Here is an 18,213-nt window from a genome sequence, read left to right as displayed (position 1 = left end):
TATATTGTGTATAAATTTCGCTGTTGTTAATTTTTTGCTGTAGTTGAGGCAAAATAAGCGAAATTTAAATTGTGGAGTTTTTGTGGCTGAGCAAGAAAATACTTTAAGCCAGGTAACTGAAGGGACGACTGAGCTCCTGCATCAGGCGACTGAAAAAACTGCCCAGACCGTGATCGAACATACCTCCAAGTACAATGATGCCTATAGCACCATTGACAAGATCATGGAAGGTTTCTGGGAGCGTGTGCCTTATTTCTGTATTGCGCTAACAGTCATTGTCATTTTCTGGTTACTGTCAAAACTGTTTAAGTTTTTTGTCCGTAAGACTTTAGAAAATCGTACTTATACCCGACAGAATCTGGTGCTGGTGCTGAACCGTGTCGGTAGTACCGTGATTGTTTTCTTCGGTGTTTTAATCGGGCTGGTGATTGCGATTCCAGGTTTTACCCCGGGTCAGCTGATGAGTGCGCTTGGGATTGGTTCAGTGGCGATCGGTTTCGCATTTAAGGATATTTTCCAGAACCTGCTCTCAGGTGTACTGATTTTACTGGGCGAACCTTTCAAGATTGGCGATGACATTATCGTGAATGGTCTGGAGGGTACCGTAGAAGATATCCAGATTCGTGCAACCTTTTTACGCTCTCCAGATGGCCGTCGTATCGTAATTCCAAATGCTACGGTCTATACCAGTGCAGTCACAGTGAATACTGCTTATACCCGTCGCCGCTGTGAATTTTCGGTCGGGATCGGTTATGAAGATGATATCCAGAAAGCCAAGGATATTATTACTGCAATTCTGGATAAAGATCCGACCATCCTGAGTCAACCTGCATTTAGCGTCAATGTGATTGCACTGGCAGACTTCTCGATTACCCTCAAAGCCTTATGGTGGGTCAATACCACTGAAACAGGCATAGGCACCTCAATCAGTGCCGTTCAGGAACGGGTGATTCAAGCCTTTGCTGAACATAACATTTCGATTCCATATCCGGTGCAGGAAGTGAAAGTCTATCGTGGCGATGGCCATGAGGATGCCTCAGCTCGCGCTAAACAGTCGACCTAAAACATACGAAATCGCCGTTTCAGTACGGAGAATACGGTTGCCAAGGCTCACTGCCTGGCAGCCGTTTTTTATGAGCAAATCGACCTCATACGGAATAAAGCCACCTTCCGGACCAATGACAATCGTGCAAGGATGCTGAAGTGCATATGGCATCGGCTGTTCGGCATAAGGATGTGCAACAAAGGCTGGACAGTCTGCTGTAATGAGTCCAGACAAGATATCTTCGACAAAAGGTTTAAAGCGTTTATACAGCTCAATTTTCGGAGCAAGCGTATCTCCTGCCTGTTCTAGCCCAAGATCTACATAATGGTTTAATTGCTGCAAAAATGGGGTCTGCCAATAGCTTTTATCCACCCGATAGCTATGCAATAAAATGATTTTCTCTACGCCCATGGTGACAGCATCCATGATCAGACGGCGCAAAACTTTAGGGCGTGGCAAGGCCACAATCAAGGTAACAGGCAGCTTTGCAGGGACTGATTCTTCTTGAATCGGTTTCAATAAAACTGCTTTTTCAGAAATTTCGACAACTTCAGTTAAATACCGTTTCCCTTCCCGAATCCCAACTTTTAATGTGTCACCAACCTGAATCTCAAGATGCTGTTGCAAATGCTCCAGTTGTCGCTTTGAGCTAATCGGCCATAGTTCAGATTCGGTTTGGCGGGGATCAAGCAGGACGATATTCATAAAAAATTAACTCAACAAATCCATCACTGGATACGCGGAAACGTCATCCACAATTGTCCGAGGCAGGACTCTTTTTGCCTTATATAGGTTCTGCGATATCTCTGCAAAAAGATGGTATATGACGAGTTTTGTGGATGACAAATGGTTTTGTTACTTTTGCCGAAACAAAAGTAAAAGAAAGAAGAGTTCCTAGCATTAAATCTATAAAGATAAAGCCTAGTTTTAACCTTATACAGTCAATCCATGAAAATCGGCTTCTTCACAAATCAGAATATAATCAAAGATATTGATCAATCGCCTGAATATGCCTTTCAAGTGAACCCTGATTCTGCTGCATAATCTTTTGTGCAGCAGTATTCAAACTTTCAGCTTTAGTTGAATTATTCAGAATTTCTAGCAAAGTCTCAGCAGACTGTTTAGCATCCTGCACTACTTCTACCGCATGCGCCTGAACAAACTCATCGACAATCGTCTGAAAGTTAAAATAGTTTTTACCCAGAATCGTTGGAACATTCAGCGCAATCGGCTCCAGAATATTATGTCCACCACCCGGTTCATTCAGGGAACCACCAACATAACAGGCTTGGCTCAAGGCATACCAGAGCCACATCTCGCCCATGGAATCCGCCAGATAAACCTGAGTATCTTCTTCGATACGTTGTTCCAGGCTACGGCGTTGGGTTCTTAAACCTAAGGATAGTGCAGCTTGGAACACCTCATCGAAACGTTCCGGATGGCGTGGCACCACGATACAAACTAATGTCGAATCTGCATCCAGCGCAGATTTAAGTTCAGCCATTAATTGCTGTTCTTCAGGCGCATGCGTACTGGCGAGAGTAATGATCTTCCGGCCTTGCAGAGACCATTCCTGTTTCAATTGGGCAGCATGATTAATAAATTGCTGCGGTGCCGTGATATCAAACTTGATATTGCCCAAGACCTGAGTTTTTTCTGAAGCTATACCTAGATCAATATAACGCTGCTGGGTTGCTGTATCCTGAGCCAAAAGGCCGGTTAAATTCTTAAGCATGCCACGGGTTAGGCCTTTGACTTTGCCATAGCCTTTGGCAGATTTTTCAGAAAGACGGGCATTCAATAATAGGCAACGCACATTAAAATTCGGTGCCTGGTCAATCAGATTTGGCCAGAGCTCAGTCTCCATCAATAACAGCAATTTAGGCTGATATTTTTGATAAAAATCACGAATCAGGGTTTTCTGGTCAGCTGGCAAATATACAGCTTGGAATAAGTCTAAATAAGGTTCTTTTAAGAAGAGAGATTTGGCACGTGCCTGTCCGGTCTTGGTGGTATTGGTCACTAGAACCGGATGCCCAAGTTTTAAGTAATGTTCAATTAAAGGTTGAGCGGCATTGGTTTCCCCTACGGATACTACATGAAACCAGATCGCCTGCAGATTTTTAGGGGACTGGAAAGGACCAAAACGTTCCAACAGTTCTTGTTCTAATTGTTCCGGACTGGTCGCACGTTTACGTATACGGGATTGATAAAGCGGTTTCGCTAGCGCCAAGGCTGCGTTATACCAGAATGGAGTAGCCACATTGCGCCCCAAAACAGATTCAATCGGCAAAATATAACAGAGCCACATCGACATGTTAATCGATGTGGCTCTTATTTCGAATTATTCTATGGTGCTTAATACTCTAACTTCTGCCAAAGTTGGATAATCAATATAACCTTCAGCCACCTGACTGCCGATCATATTTTCCATTTTCAGCTCATTAAGCGGTGCATTATCAAGCAGACGTTCGTATAGATCAGGATTTGCAATGTAGGCTTTACCAAATGCGACTGCATCTGCCTTTTCAGCTGCCAACAGCTCAATCGCATCTTCACGACTCAGTTGCATATTGGCAATATAAGGTACTCCACCTGAACGCTCTTTCATATATTCGGAAATACTGTCTTCAGCCAGATATTCACGGGTAAAGAAGAAGGCAATCTTGCGCTTGCCCAGTTGCTCCATGGCATAGCCAAATGTTTCACGTGGATCATTATCCCCCATGTCATGGTCATCACCACGCGGCGCAAAATGTACCCCTACACGATCCGCACCCCATACTTCAATCAGTGCATCAGTTGCTTCTAGCAGGAACCGTGTACGGTTTTCAACTGAACCGCCGTATTCATCTTCACGCTGATTGGTTTTGCTTTGCAGGAACTGATCAATCAGATAACCATTAGCAGCATGTAATTCAACACCATCAAAGCCGGCTTCTTTAGCACGAATCGCAGCTTGCTTGTACTGCTCGGTAATTGCGTGAATTTCAGAAACTTCTAAGGGACGTGGCGTAACGTACGGACGTTTTGGACGTAACAAGCTGACATGACCTACCTGTTGTACTGCACTTGCAGAAACTGGTGTTTCACCATTTAACAGATCCGGATGCGATACACGACCAACATGCCAAAGCTGAGCAACAATCAGACCGCCCTTCTCATGAACCGCTTGAGTGACCTTTTTCCAGCCTTCGACCTGAGCATCGGTAAACAATCCTGGAGTATTTAAATAACCGTTGGCTTCTTCAGAAATCACTGTAGCTTCAGAAATGATCAGGCCAGCACTTGCACGTTGCGCATAGTATTCAACCATCATTGGGGTTGGAACGCGATCAGCCGTTGCGCGGCTACGGGTCAGCGGCGCCATGATGACACGGTTTTTAAGCTCTAACGCACCAAGCGTTAAAGGAGAATTTAATTCAGCCATCGTTACTCCCACCTGTTAAAGGTGTTGTTGTAGGTGTTCGATAAATTGCTGAATCAAAGTTTCATTGCGGGAGAAATATGACCACTGTCCATGCTTGGTCGCAGTGATCAGGCCAGCCTGCTGTAATACCGACAGGTGATTGGACATGGTGGACTGTGAAACCTGGCCCAAACGTTCAATTTGACCTGCACAGACCCCACGTTGAAAGCCACCACACTCTTCCGCAGACAGATATTGCTCCGGAGATTTTAACCATTCCAGAATTTGTCGACGGGTCGGATTGGCTAAGGCTTTAAAAATTAGATCAAGGTCCATAGGCACATCACAATCAGTGGCGCAACGAAACTTCATTCAGCGTCTGCGACCATTATATCGTATTTTTTCGATTTATATATCGAATAATTTAGATATAAGAGTCACAGTCTGTTAAAGCTTTGTTACGCCAGCTTTTAAACGATTTCTTACAGGCCCTGTTTCAGGCTTGCTTCGATAAATTTATCCAGATCACCGTCCAGAACAGCGCCAGTATTAGAGTTTTCCACACCTGTACGCAAATCCTTGATACGTGAATCATCCAGGACATAAGAACGGATCTGGCTACCCCAGCCGATATCAGACTTGGAATCTTCCAATGCCTGTGCAGCTTCATTACGTTTATTCATTTCCAACTCATATAGCTTGGCACGTAACTGTTTCCAAGCATGGTCACGGTTGGCATGTTGTGAACGCTGGTTCTGACACGCCACCACGATACCAGTTGGAATGTGGGTTAAACGCACGGCAGAGTCAGTTTTGTTAATGTGCTGACCACCCGCGCCTGATGCACGATAAGTATCGGTACGGACATCTGAAGGATTGATTTCAATTTCGATATTGTCATCCACTTCAGGTGAGACAAACACGGCAGAAAATGACGTATGACGACGGTTGCCCGAGTCAAATGGTGATTTACGCACTAAACGGTGTACCCCGGATTCGGTACGTAACCAGCCATAGGCATACTCACCTTCGACACGAATCGTCGCAGATTTAATCCCGGCAACATCACCGTCAGATTCTTCCATCAGTTCAGCTTTAAAACCATGACGTTCAATCCAGCGCATGTACATACGTAACAGCATAGATGCCCAGTCCTGTGCTTCAGTACCGCCGGAACCTGCCTGAATTTCTACATAGCAAGGGTTTGGATCCATCGGGTTGCTGAACATACGACGGAACTCAAGCTTCGCCAGTTCTTCTTCAGCCGCATTCAGCTCAGCCTGCACATCTTCCAGCATGGCCTCTTCATCTGCTTCAACCGCAAGGTCGAGCATCGCTTGAGCATCTTCGAGCTGGGTGGTTAAGCCGTCCAGTACATTGAGTACATTTTCAAGCTCGCCTTTTTCTTTGGCCATGGCCTGAGCGCGACTCTGGTCATTCCAGATCGCCGGGTCTTCTAATTCACGCAGGACTTCTTCTAAACGCTCTTTTTTCAGATCGTAGTCAAAGATACCCCCGTAGTGTTTGACCACGTTCGTTTAAGTCTTTTAATTGGTTTAGATACGGATTAATTTCCACGTGAATTACTCTCAATCAAAATTAGGTATAAATTCTTAGGTCAATATTATATCACAGTCTATTTCGCCAATTTATAGCGATAAATCCATCTTTAAGGCTAAGCAAGAAAATGTCACTAGCACATTTTTTAATTACAAAATTTGTCAGCCCGATAAAATAGCTAAATATTATTTTTAATACTTTCTCATTCTATTCTTAAATATATTTCGCCGTATTTTTATACTCAATTTTTTATTCATTTTAAAACCCTAAACCCCCTACAAAATAAGATAAAAAATAGCATTTTCAATACATTCCACAATATCTACACACTTTTAATAAAACAAAACATTTCATTTTTAGTTTTTGAATTCAATTAGTTATTAAATGAAAATTACATAATATTACCTTACTCACAATGTAGTAACTTTCCTTTGATTGACGATTATTGGAATTGGTCTAGACTTAAAGTTGTAACAAAAAGTGTATTAATTTTAGCCATATTTTTCAGAGGGGAGTATCCGCATGAAAAAACTAGCAATCGCTTCAGCATTACTTTCAGCCGTAGCTCTTACAGGTACAGCAGCTCATGCTTATCAAGTAGAAGTGGGTGCATCTGCAGGCCTAACAGACCCGGATAATGGTAGCTCAAGCGGCTCTTTTGGTGTTGATGGCACATACTACTTTAATCCAGTTGAAACACGTAATGCACCATTAGCCGAAGCAGCTTTCCTTGATCGTGCAAGTAATGTGAAAGCTCAATATCAATATGATGATTACGACTCTTCAGAACGTCACCGTTATGGTGTAGGTGCTGAATACTTCGTACCAAACTCAGATTTTTATTTGAGTGGTAGCGTAGGTCGTGATGATTCTAAATACGACTATGCACCTGATTTTGACGAAACCGTTTATAGTGCTGAAGTCGGTTATTTACCTGCACCAGGTCTGTTAATTGCAGCAGGTGTGAAAGGTTATGACAATGACTATGATGACGGTGTAGATCCAACTTTACGTGCTAAATATGTGACTACCTTAAGTAATGGTAAAGACATTAACCTTGAAGCTGGCGCTGCCTTTGGCGACCTGGATGAGTACAACTTAAAAGCTGACTACTTCATCGACAAAACTTTAAGTGTTGGTGCTGATTATCAAAGCAAAGACAATGGCCCATATGACTCAAATGAATTTGGTGTAAGTGCACGTAAATTCTTTAATGAACAAGTGAGCTTGGAAGGTCGTGTAGGTTTTGGTGAAATTGGTAACCAAGACTACAACAAATTTGGTCTAGCTGCGAAATACCGCTTCTAATCCAAACTAAGAAGTTTCAATATAAAAAACCCATCTTCGGATGGGTTTTTTATTGCACTTTAAACAAGCATTTAGGTAGTTTTTGCACATTGACGGGGCGATTATTATCTGTACAATTTGTTACAACTGTTAATAAAACAGCCATATTTTATAACAAAGAGAGAACTCTAAATGCTTAAGAAACTTACTCTTGCTACAGCACTTCTTGCTGGCCTAGGAACTGCTCATGCTTACCAAACTGAAGTTGGGGGCTCTATTGATCTTATTGATCGTGATCAAGGTGGTTCAGACACAAGATTCGCGATTGACGGTACTTATTATTTTAATCAGGTTCAAGTTAAAAACTCTCCATTAAATGAAGCTGCATTCTTAAATCGCGCTAGTAATATAAATGGCGTTCTAAGTTATGAAGATGATTCTGACACTTTTGGCATCGGCGCAGGCATTGAATACTTTGTTCCGAACTCAGATTTTTATTTGAGCGGCAATATTTCTCATTTTGATAATGATGCTGTTGATGAGACTAGTTATACAGCTGAAGTCGGTTATTTACCTGTGCCTGGCTTCTTAGTTGCGATCGGTCTTATTGGCATTTCTCAAGATGATGCAGATGATGAAATTGATCCAACCTTACGTGCCAAATATGTTACTCAAGTTGGTCAATATGATATGAATTTTGAGGGGGGCGCAAGCTTTGGTGACATTGATGCCTATAATCTCGGTGCAGATTTATATTTAGACAAGACTTTCAGTGTTGGCTTAGGATTCTCTGACTCAGATCTAGAAGGTAAGGATGTTTTTACTATTCGTGCCAAGAAATTCTTTAACCAACAAGTTAGCCTAGAAGGTTCTATTGATTTTGGTGATAATGCTGATGTATTCAATATACGAGCTGCTTACCGCTTCTAATCTGTAAGATTAAAAGTCCAAAAAAACCGCTCAATTGAGCGGTTTTTTATTTGAATAATTTATTGTTCCAGATAAGCAATTCGCATTTGTAGGCTAACATTGCCGTTAAAGACATTTTTATCCAGTTCATAGACCAGACGAACGTGCTGTTTCATTGGATCAAATTTGTATTTATCGATGGCACTAAAGGCAATCGCATCCACAACCTGTCCATTTTCTAAAGCAACACGTAGTTTCAGATGTACATCTTTAAGCCAGCGGTAATCCAGAATCTTAAAGATGCCTTCAAAAATCGGTTGAGGAAACTTTTGTCCCCATGGACTTAAGTTTTGCAGTAAATCGACCGTTTCAATTTGGAAAGCTGATGCCGGTAGTTCCCCATCAGTCCACAGCGTAGCGGTAAATAGGCTTTCATCCATCTCTGCAATCAGCTGTTCAAAGACCTGTTTAAATTCAGCAAAATGCTGCTTTTTAATGGTTAATCCCGCTGCGGCCGCGTGCCCACCAAAATGGCTGACCAGATGCGGATACTGCTCTGCTATCCGTTCAATGCTATCCCGGATATGAATCCCTTCGATGGAACGTGCCGAACCTTTGATATGAATCCCATCTTCATCTGCTGCGAAAACAATACTTGGACGATGAAACTGTTCTTTTAAGCGCCCCGCTACAATCCCGATCACGCCCTGATGCCAGTGCTGTTCAAACATGATCAGTGCGGCTGGCAAAGTATTCTCATCCAGCTGGATTTTTTCCAGTTCAGTCAGAGCTTCCTGTTTGATTTTGCCTTCTACCTGACGGCGTTCGACATTGAGCTGATTCAGCTGTTCTGCGAGTGGATAAGCGGTTGCCAGATCCGGAGCGAGCAGACACTCAATCCCGATATCCATGGTTTCCATACGACCTGCCGCATTAATACGTGGACCAAGCACAAAACCCAGATCCTGCGCTTTGAGCGTGGCAGCATCACGACCAGCAATTTCCAGCAAGGCACTGATGCCAGGTCGGCAAAGATGCTGCTGAATCCGTTTTAAGCCGGCATCCACCAGAATACGGTTGTTATAATCCAGACTTGCGACATCTGCATAAGTGCCTAAAGCGACTAGATCCAGATAATTGGTAATAACCGTTGAAGATTTACCGAGCTTTTTACGATGAGTCGATAGATTCGCCAAGACATAAAAAGCTACCCCCACTCCCGCCAAGGCCTTACTTGGAAAATCACAGCCCAGCTGATTGGGATTGACCACAGCCTCTGCTGCAGGGGTAGGCTTGGTAGTTAAGTGGTGATCGGTAATAATCACCTGCATGCCATGATCCTGCGCCTGCTTCACACCTTCATGACTGGAAATCCCGTTATCCACTGTAATTAAAAGATCCGGCGTAAAATTGGCAAAAGCCAGATCCGCAATCGCAGGTGTCAGGCCATAACCATACTTAAACCGGTCAGGAACCAGATACTCAACATGGGCACCCATATCACGCAGGGCGAGTACCATTAGTGTTGTACTGGTCGCCCCATCAGCATCATAGTCACCGACGATTACGATTTTCTGGCCAGTATCTATAGCCTGATCAATCAGCTGGATCGCTTCTGTTAAGCCTTTCATGGTCGGTGCCAGTAGATGCTTGAGTTTAAGCTCCAGCTCCTGTTCAGATTCCACACCACGGCGTGCCAAAATTTCGGCTACGAATGAAGGCACGCCCTGAAAAGATTCAGGGCGTGTCAGTAAAGGTCTTTGCTTGATTTCAAGTTTAGGCATTGTTATGGCATCAATCGTTGTAGTTTCCACGCCCCATCGATTTTTTCATAACTCAGGCGGTCATGTAAACGGTTGGGACGGCCCTGCCAGAATTCATAATAATCCGGCTGCAAACGATAGCCGCCCCAGAATCCCGGCTTATCCAGTTCTTCCTGATTAGCGACCTGCTGATGCAGATCCCAGAAACGTTGCTGTAATTCTTCACGACTCGCAACCACACCGCTTTGCGGGGTACTGATATGCGCAGCGATCTGACTTTCGCGCGGACGTTTATGATAATAGTCAGTTGATTCTTCTTCCGAAATTTTAATTACCTTACCGCTAATCCGGATCTGACGTTCCTGTTCCTGCCAGTAAAACAGCAGTTCAGCATACGGGTTTTCGGCCAGATCCAGACCTTTTTGACTATCATAATTGGTATAGAAATCATACCCTGCTTCAGTCGCACCACGCAGCAACACTGTGCGCACATGCGGACGACCTTGTGCATTTGCGGTTGCCAATGACATGGCATAAGGTTCATGCAGCTGTGCAGCAAGTGCATGGTTAAACCACTGCAAAAACTGCATATGCGGATTGGGATTGACCTGATCTTCATGTAGCTCGCCTTTTTGGTAGTTCAGACGCAGTTCACTCAGATCCTTAATCAGATCGCTCATTCACTCTTCCCCCATTTAAGCGGCGTTGGCACGTACCGCATCAGCCAATGAATTTGCCAGTGTGGTCACTTCAGCAAGATCCTCGCCTTCCACCATGACACGGATCACCGGTTCAGTCCCTGATTTACGGATCAGTAAACGGCCACGACCTTTGAGCTGCTCTTCAGCTTTGTTAAATTCTGCAGTCAAAGCAGGCACTGAGTACGGGTCAAACATGGTATTCAGACGTACATTCACCAACACATTCGGCAATAATTTAAAGTCAGCCACTAACTCGTGCAGTGCTTTCTTCTGCTCGACCATCACGGTTAAGACTTGCAGCGCAGCAATAATCGCATCGCCTGTAGTGCTCTTGTCTAAAGTCAGGATATGACCTGATGGCTCGCCACCAATCGACCAGCCTTTTTCTTCCAGACCTTGCAGTACATAACGATCACCGACTTTAGCGCGCAACAATTCTACTCCGGCTTTTTCGAGGGCCAGTTCTAGTGCCATATTGCTCATCAAGGTACCAACAATACCTACTGGTTTTTTACTGCTCTGGGTCGCGAGGATATACAGAATATGATCACCAGTAATTTGCTCACCGTTTTTATCGACCATAATCACGCGGTCAGCATCACCATCAAAGGCTATGCCTAAATCAGCACCATGCTCAACCACTGCTTTTTGCAGATTTTCCGGATGAGTCGAACCACAGTTCTCATTGATATTCAGACCGGTCGGTTCATCATAGATGGAAATGACTTTAGCACCCAGCTCACGGAAAACCGCAGGACCTACGCTATAGGCTGCACCATTGGCACAGTCAACGACAATGGTTAAATCATTCAGGTCTAAATGGTATGGGAAGGTCGATTTACAGAATTCGATATAACGGCCATTAGCATCCTTGACACGGAAGCTTTTACCCAAGTTCGCTGTATCTTCAATCACCAGTTCTTTTTCCAGTTCCTGGTTGATCTCATCCTGCAAAGCATCAGGCAGTTTTTTGCCTTCACTCGAAAAGAATTTAATGCCGTTATCAAAGTATGGATTATGCGATGCTGAAATCACAATCCCGAGATTAGCATGCAGAGCACGAGTTAAATGGGCAATCGCAGGAGTTGGCAATGGACCTAACAAGTGCACATAGACACCTGCCGCATTCAGCCCTGCCTGTAGCGCAGATTCCAGAATATAACCAGATAAACGGGTATCTTTACCCAGTACCACCAATGGTTTGTTTTTTTTACTATTTCGTTTTAATACTTTTCCTGCTGCAAAACCTAATTTCAATGCAAACTCAGGCGTAATCGGCAACTCACCAAACTTGCCACGGATACCATCGGTGCCAAAATAACTCATCATTATCTCACTTCTTATGGGGTGATTTGCATCATCCATTTTTACAATGAGTCACACTTTACACCAAAACAAAAAAGCCGTCATTTGCATGACGGCTTTTTTCATACGAACGATTTATTTTAGGAATTAACCCATACGATAGTTCGGTGCTTCTTTGGTAATGGTTACATCATGCACGTGTGATTCAGACATACCCGCAGATGTAATTTTTACGAATTTCGCATTTTGACGAAGATCATCAATCGTTGCAGAACCGGTATAGCCCATAGAAGAACGCAGACCGCCCATCATCTGATGCACGATATTGCCCATTGGGCCTTTGTACGGTACGCGACCTTCAATACCTTCTGGAACCAGTTTTTCAGCACCAGCTTTAGAGTCCTGGAAATAACGGTCAGCAGAACCAGTCGCACCTGCCATCGCACCCAAAGAACCCATACCACGGTAAGCTTTGTAGTAACGACCCTGGAAGAATTCAACTTCGCCTGGTGCTTCTTCAGTACCGGCCATTAATGAACCCACCATGATGGTACTTGCACCAGCGCCAATCGCTTTGGCCATATCACCAGAGAAACGGATACCACCATCAGCAATTAATGGAATCTGCTCTTTCAATGCACGCGCAACAGAATCAATTGCAGAGATTTGTGGCATACCAATACCAGCCACAATACGAGTTGTACAGATTGAGCCAGGACCGATCCCTACTTTTACTGCGTCCGCACCCGCATCAAGCAATGCAAGCGCAGCATCACCAGTAGCGATGTTACCGCCAATCACTTGAACTTGTGGGTAGTTCTGTTTGACCCAGCGTACACGCTCAATCACACCCGCAGAGTGACCATGTGCAGTGTCCACAACAATCACGTCTACACCAGCATCAACCAGTGCTTCTACACGGCTTGGCGTTTCAGCACCAGTACCGACTGCTGCACCTACACGTAGACGACCTAAATCATCTTTACAGCTATTTGGATAAAGTTCCGCTTTACGGAAATCAGTTACCGTGATCAAGCCTTTTAATTCATTGTTTTCGCCAACAACGATCACTTTTTCAATACGGTTTTTTTGCAATAAGGCCTGAATGTTTTCTTTCGATTCGCCTTCACGCACAGTCACCAGACGGTCTTGGCCAGTCATGATATTGCTGACTGGTTGTTCCAGATTGGTTTCAAAGCGTGTATCACGACCGGTCACGATACCAACCACTTTACCGTCTTTAACCACGGGTACACCGCTGATGTTATTCGCTTGAGTCACAGCGATCAGTTCACGTACTGTAGTTTCTGGAGTAACTGTGATCGGATCTTTCACCATACCGGCTTCAAATTTTTTCACACGGCGTACTTCTGCGGCCTGGGCAGCAATATCCATGTTCTTGTGCAGAATACCGATACCGCCATTTTGTGCCATCGCAATTGCCATACGTGACTCAGTCACAGTATCCATAGCTGCTGAAACAAGTGGGATATTCAGGTTAATGCCGCGAGTCAGGCGTGTCTTTAGAGAGACATCTTTTGGGAGAACAGTAGAGTAGGCAGGGAGTAATAGGACATCATCGAAGGTTAACGCGTCTTGAACGATGGTCAACATAACAGTCTCACTGGTAATTTCCGTGCGCTATTATAAACAAATTTAGCTCTAAATTTCATTGCAATTGCAAAATTTATTTTGTCTAAATCTGGACTTAGATTTAATCCGAATATCTAAACCTGTAAATTTGACTATTCAATCAACAATTTAAATATGCCAGAGCAGTCATCATATTTATTCGGTTTACAAAATCCCTTACTAATTTTTTCTCCCATAAAAAAAGCAGAGTCCATACCCTGCTTTTTAAATCTTGAGTTTGAATTTAGCTCACCCGTTCGAAATTATCATTATTTTCGGCTTCATCCGGCTCAATCTGGATGAATGGAATCATATTGTGTGCCATTCGTGCTTTATTGCACTGGGCATCAGCGATCTGAACTTCTTTACAGGATGAGCTACGTAGTTCGTACATGCCACAACTCACCTGTTCGCCAATGCTACCTTCAAGTGCTATACAGCGTGGATTTTTTTGATTGGTTCCCGCCATACATGAATAGACCGAGGTGACAGGTTCAATATAGTGCTCAGGCATGGGAATCCCCTCTGCCCAATAGAATGAAACCCTGAAATAGGCGCAACATGCGCCACAACTTAAACATGCATCTTGTGTAGGAACTTGAGACAACATTTCTTATAAATTCTCGTCATCAAAAACAGTTTTTTGCAGGCGGAAAATATAAAAAATGTTGTTTTTCTACTCAAGAAAAAATTTAAAATTTTCTTGAACTATTCAGGACAAGTAAAAACAGTTTCATCCATTAAATCAGTGCCACATTCTAGTGTTTCAATCCAGTCCAGGAACTGGTTAATCTGTTCTTTACCCACGAATGGTGTTCCATGTTGTGGCACAATCATATCTACATCCATGGTACGTACCATTTGTACCCATAAACGAATCACCTTGTTATTGCACATGTAGCGCTGGTGAAATCCTTTCATTTTCGGAATGTGCGCTGCAAAATTTTCCAGTGGTTTTGAAGCATCCTCGACCATTGACGCCCCCATATCACCAGAAAACAGGATCTTGGCAATCGGGTCATAAAACTGGAAATTACCGACTGAATGTAAAAAGTGCGCTGGAATGGCAATAATGCTGGATTGACCGAGTGGAATGATCTGACCATGATCCGGCAATTCAACCAGACGATCCAGCCAGTTACCTTTCATACGGTCACTCATAAAGGCTGAATTCAGATGTGGCAAGAATCGCGCCCATAGCTTGGAAGCGACGACTTTGGCTTCGGTATAGACCAGCCAGCGCGGCATGGACGTAATAATATCCGGATCCTGATGCGATGCCATCACATAATCCAGATTGCTCAACCGGGTATAGCGGTTCAGTTCCATGGTCAACGGTACATAGGTTAAATCACCACCCGGATCAAGTACTGCAGCACGCTCATTGTCTAAAATCAGAAACTGGTTTGCCTGGACGCCTTCACCTTTAACGAGACTGGTAAAACTAATACATTTATGTGTCCCATTATCAAACAAGACTTGCGATGTGGTGCGCTCGAAGGCCATCAGTAATCCCCAATTTTTTTCGTTTAGGATGGTTTTTCTATAGGCATATAACATATAGGGAATTAAATGAACTTACAATCAATAAAACTAGATATATCACTTTATTTATCAGTAAATTGAGCACAATTTATTAATAAAAAATCCCGAGTTTTTAGCTCAGGATTTATACGAAATTGATTTTTATTTTTAAAATAAATAATGTTGTGCCAAGGTGCCCACACCGATGATCAAGAAAATACTGGCGCCAATTTTATGAATCAGACCGATTGGAAGTTTATTCGCCAGTTTGTCACCGATAAATACCGCAGGTGCATTGGCAATCATCATTCCGACGGTAGTACCCATCATCACCCAAAGCACACTGTCAAAACGTGCTGCCAGTGCCACTGTCGCAATCTGGGTTTTATCGCCAATTTCAGCCAGGAAGAACAGCACAAAAGTCGCACCAAACACGCCGTACTTTTGCCATTTATTGATACTGTCGTTTTCATCCCCTAGTTCATCCGGAATCAGCATCCAGATCGCCATCCCAATAAAACCGACTGACACAATCCACAGTAAAATTTCTGGCCCAATAACGGTAGTGACCCATTGCCCCAGGGCTGCTGAAAGACCATGGTTAATCAGGGTTGCCAGTAAAATTGCAATTAAAATCGATGTTGGTTTACGGAAACGTGCTGCAAGAAGCAAAGCCAGTAACTGGGTTTTATCACCCATTTCGGCAAGTGCAACGATGGCCGTGGAAAGCAGGAATTCGTACATGCGGTCTTTCTCTGGCTGGCATTTTCTACCGATGATTCACCCTTCCCGCCAGCCAAAATCTGCAGAATGGTAAATCAAAGGTCTTGCCAACAAAAGAAAGCTTCGAGAAGCTCATTTGGTTCTTTGCTATGATGACCATGCCCTGTTGAGCAAATATGTTGACCATCACCCTTCTGCTTTGCGCAAAAGGCGGCTACTCCCCAATGAAGTGCGCCCATTATAGCCAACCGTGTTTATATTTACAAATTGTCATATAAAAAAACCCTGCCGGAGCAGGGTTTTTATTTTCATACATTCATGAATCAGATCAAGAGCGTACGAATATCCTTTAACAGCTTGGTCAGCTTATTGGTAAAGCGTGCAGCATCGGCACCATTAATCACGCGATGGTCATAAGACAGTGACAGTGGCAGCATCAGACGTGGATCAAAGCCCTCCCCATTCCATACCGGTTGCATGGTGGCTGGAGAAATGCCCAGGATCGCCACTTGCGGCCAGTTCACCAACGGTGTAAATGCTGTACCGCCAATTGAACCCAAGCTGGTAATCGTGAAGTTCGCACCTTGCAGATCTTTAGGTGACAATTTCTTATCACGCGCTTTCTGGCTTAACTCACCCAGCTCAATGGCAATCTGCTTGATCGACTTCTGGTCCGGGTTACGTAATACAGGAACAGTCAGACCATCTGGCGTCGCAACCGCAATGCCCATATGGATCTCATTACGTAGCAATACCGATTTACCGTCATCAGACAGGTGACCGGCAAACTCGCGCTCTTCTTTGAGCAGATAAGCCACAGCCTTGATAATGAAAGCCATGATGGTCAGGCCAATACCTTCTTTCTTGAAATTGCCTTTTAGCTCATTACGCCAAGCTTCCAGCTCAGTGATATCGGCTGCATCAAACTGGGTCACTTGTGGGATGTAGTTATTTAGCGATAACTGCGGAATCGAAACCTGTTGCAGACGCGTCAAAGCTTTCTCTTCTATCCCACCAAAAGCACTGAAATCAGGCAGTTTTGGCAAGCCAGCAGGAGCTGCAGTTGCCGCAGGTGCGGCTGTTGTTTGCGGTGCAGTCAGACGATCTTTCACATACGCAAACAGGTCTTCTTTCATTAGACGCTCATGCGGACCAGAAGCTTTCACTTCTGCCAATACCACACCCAGTTCACGAGCCAGTTTACGCACAGCAGGACCAGCATAAACTTTGGCATTGGCAGCGTTCTGCTCTTTACTAAGCTTGTCTGCACTATGCGTTTCAGGCGTCGCAGCAGCAGTGTCAGCTTTTGGAGCTGCCACTGGTACAGGCGTAGCTTTAGCTGTAGGTGCTTCTGATTTTTCCGCTGGAGCAGCAGCAGGTGCTACCTGCCCTTCGGCTTCAATCGTAATCAGTGCCACGCCTTCAGAAACATTCTGACCCAGTTCAACATGAATCGCCTTAATCACTCCGGCAGTCGTGCTTGGCACTTCTACTGTCGCTTTATCTGACTCGACCACGATGATGCTCTGGTCTTTCTCCACCGTATCACCGACCTGTACCAGAATTTCTGCTACAGCAGCCTTGTCTACACCTAAATCAGGTACTTTTACTTCAATATTACCTGTAGGGGATGCCGCCTGTTGTGGCACTGTTTCAGTTTTGGCTTCAGGTGTTGCTTGAGCTTTTGGCTTTTCTTCCGCTTGAGGCGCTGCTTGCTCAGCAGCTGGTGTCGAATCTGCAGTTTTCACTGTTAGAATCAGCACTCCTTCTTTGACTGAATCGCCCTCCTGAATATGAATCGCCTCTACAGTACCAGCAACTGTACTTGGTACTTCAACTGTCGCTTTATCCGATTCAACCACGACTAGGCTTTGATCTACCTCAACTTCATCGCCAACCTGAACCAGAATTTCACCCACCAGGGCTTTTTCTACGCCAATATCTGGCAATTTCACTTCTATAGTAGATGTAGAAGCCGATTGAGAGGACTGTTCATTTTGATTAGAGGCTTTAGGCTGATGTGTCGCCACTTCCTGCAGGATTTCTTCATCAGGTAATTCAGTTGGAGTATTTTCCGAAGTTTTGTCAGCAGCATCAGCTTCCTGACTTTCTACCGTACTGGCATCATCTTCAGCCTGCAGTTCAATCAAGACAGTACCTTCAGATACTTCATCACCCTGATTGATCAGGATGCTTTTAACTACACCTGCTGAAGTGCTTGGCACTTCAACAGAGGCTTTATCTGATTCCAGCAGTACAATACTTTCATCTACAGCAATGGTGTCACCCACCTTCACCAGGATTTCTGCCACAGTTGCCTTATCTACACCAATATCTGGAGTCGTAATTTGCATG

At 44.1% G+C, this 18,213-nt stretch carries 16 protein-coding genes and 1 riboswitch; of the genes, 3 read left to right on the top strand and 13 right to left on the bottom strand.

What is annotated here, in order from left to right; all coding sequences use genetic code 11:
* The first annotated feature begins 82 nt into the window (after nt 1–82).
* The gene (locus tag AC4MBN_RS00660) at nt 83–1,063 is read left to right on the top strand and encodes a mechanosensitive ion channel family protein (RefSeq protein WP_159123798.1); all 981 of its coding nucleotides are present in this window, start codon (nt 83–85) and stop codon (nt 1,061–1,063) included.
* Here AC4MBN_RS00660 and AC4MBN_RS00655 read toward each other — a convergent pair.
* The 5 genes from AC4MBN_RS00655 to prfB form a co-directional block, all read right to left on the bottom strand.
* A complete protein-coding gene (locus tag AC4MBN_RS00655; protein ID WP_419365477.1) occupies nt 1,037–1,750 on the bottom strand; it encodes a 16S rRNA (uracil(1498)-N(3))-methyltransferase in 714 nt (237 codons plus the stop codon). The genes AC4MBN_RS00660 and AC4MBN_RS00655 overlap by 27 nt on opposite strands.
* A gap of 277 nt (nt 1,751–2,027) precedes the next feature.
* Nucleotides 2,028–3,308 carry a 3-deoxy-D-manno-octulosonic acid transferase gene (locus AC4MBN_RS00650; RefSeq protein WP_419365491.1) on the bottom strand — a complete coding sequence of 427 codons (1,281 nt, stop codon included), beginning with the start codon at nt 3,306–3,308 and terminating at the stop codon, nt 2,028–2,030.
* Nucleotides 3,309–3,389: 81 nt separating this feature from the next.
* A complete protein-coding gene (locus AC4MBN_RS00645) occupies nt 3,390–4,475 on the bottom strand; it encodes an alkene reductase (protein WP_491880481.1) in 1,086 nt (361 codons plus the stop codon).
* A gap of 15 nt (nt 4,476–4,490) precedes the next feature.
* On the bottom strand, nt 4,491–4,790 hold the full coding sequence (locus tag AC4MBN_RS00640; RefSeq protein ID WP_121979733.1) for an ArsR/SmtB family transcription factor: 300 nt from the start codon (nt 4,788–4,790) through the stop codon (nt 4,491–4,493).
* 146 nt (nt 4,791–4,936) lie between these two features.
* Nucleotides 4,937–6,032, bottom strand: a protein-coding gene (prfB, locus tag AC4MBN_RS00635) for a peptide chain release factor 2 (RefSeq protein WP_104426741.1) whose coding sequence is annotated in 2 segments (ribosomal slippage) — nt 4,937–5,959 and nt 5,961–6,032 — 1,095 coding nt in all. Because the reading frame shifts where the segments join, the coding sequence is not laid out codon by codon here.
* Nucleotides 6,033–6,536: 504 nt separating this feature from the next.
* Here prfB and AC4MBN_RS00630 point away from each other — a divergent pair.
* Together AC4MBN_RS00630 and AC4MBN_RS00625 are read left to right on the top strand one after the other, a co-directional pair.
* A complete protein-coding gene (locus AC4MBN_RS00630; protein ID WP_034703585.1) occupies nt 6,537–7,322 on the top strand; it encodes a putative porin in 786 nt (261 codons plus the stop codon).
* A 171-nt stretch (nt 7,323–7,493) separates the two neighbouring features.
* Entirely contained in the window at nt 7,494–8,231 is a 738-nt protein-coding gene (locus AC4MBN_RS00625) for a putative porin (RefSeq protein ID WP_491880480.1), read from the top strand.
* Between the two features lie 59 nt (nt 8,232–8,290).
* On the opposite strand, the gene recJ is transcribed toward AC4MBN_RS00625, so the two are convergent.
* The 8 genes from recJ to AC4MBN_RS00585 form a co-directional block, all read right to left on the bottom strand.
* A complete protein-coding gene (gene recJ, locus AC4MBN_RS00620; RefSeq protein ID WP_491880479.1) occupies nt 8,291–9,994 on the bottom strand; it encodes a single-stranded-DNA-specific exonuclease RecJ in 1,704 nt (567 codons plus the stop codon).
* 2 nt (nt 9,995–9,996) lie between these two features.
* Complete coding sequence (pdxH, locus tag AC4MBN_RS00615) at nt 9,997–10,653, bottom strand: pyridoxamine 5'-phosphate oxidase (protein WP_180011091.1); 657 nt, start codon at nt 10,651–10,653, stop codon at nt 9,997–9,999.
* Between the two features lie 15 nt (nt 10,654–10,668).
* The gene (gene glmM / locus AC4MBN_RS00610; RefSeq protein WP_491880478.1) at nt 10,669–12,000 is read right to left on the bottom strand and encodes a phosphoglucosamine mutase; all 1,332 of its coding nucleotides are present in this window, start codon (nt 11,998–12,000) and stop codon (nt 10,669–10,671) included.
* A gap of 126 nt (nt 12,001–12,126) precedes the next feature.
* Nucleotides 12,127–13,593: an IMP dehydrogenase gene (gene guaB, locus AC4MBN_RS00605; protein WP_034170242.1), complete on the bottom strand. Its 1,467-nt coding sequence runs from the start codon at nt 13,591–13,593 to the stop codon at nt 12,127–12,129.
* 262 nt (nt 13,594–13,855) lie between these two features.
* Nucleotides 13,856–14,221, bottom strand: a complete 366-nt coding sequence (locus AC4MBN_RS00600) for a YkgJ family cysteine cluster protein (protein WP_491880477.1) — start codon at nt 14,219–14,221, stop codon at nt 13,856–13,858.
* Nucleotides 14,222–14,319: 98 nt separating this feature from the next.
* A complete protein-coding gene (locus AC4MBN_RS00595) occupies nt 14,320–15,117 on the bottom strand; it encodes an oxygen-binding di-iron domain-containing protein (RefSeq protein WP_159123793.1) in 798 nt (265 codons plus the stop codon).
* Between the two features lie 186 nt (nt 15,118–15,303).
* Nucleotides 15,304–15,879: a TMEM165/GDT1 family protein gene (locus AC4MBN_RS00590; protein ID WP_491880476.1), complete on the bottom strand. Its 576-nt coding sequence runs from the start codon at nt 15,877–15,879 to the stop codon at nt 15,304–15,306.
* A 72-nt stretch (nt 15,880–15,951) separates the two neighbouring features.
* A riboswitch (yybP-ykoY riboswitch) is annotated at nt 15,952–16,093 on the bottom strand.
* A gap of 88 nt (nt 16,094–16,181) precedes the next feature.
* Nucleotides 16,182–18,212 (bottom strand): 2-oxo acid dehydrogenase subunit E2, encoded by a 2,031-nt coding sequence (locus tag AC4MBN_RS00585; protein WP_491880475.1) that lies wholly within the window; start codon nt 18,210–18,212, stop codon nt 16,182–16,184.
* Nucleotide 18,213 lies beyond the last annotated feature (1 nt).

The sequence above is a fragment of the Acinetobacter sp. CAU_H_60 genome (assembly GCF_058599385.1).
Note: the sequence above shows the minus strand (reverse complement) of the source record. Positions and strands in the feature narration are given on the sequence as shown.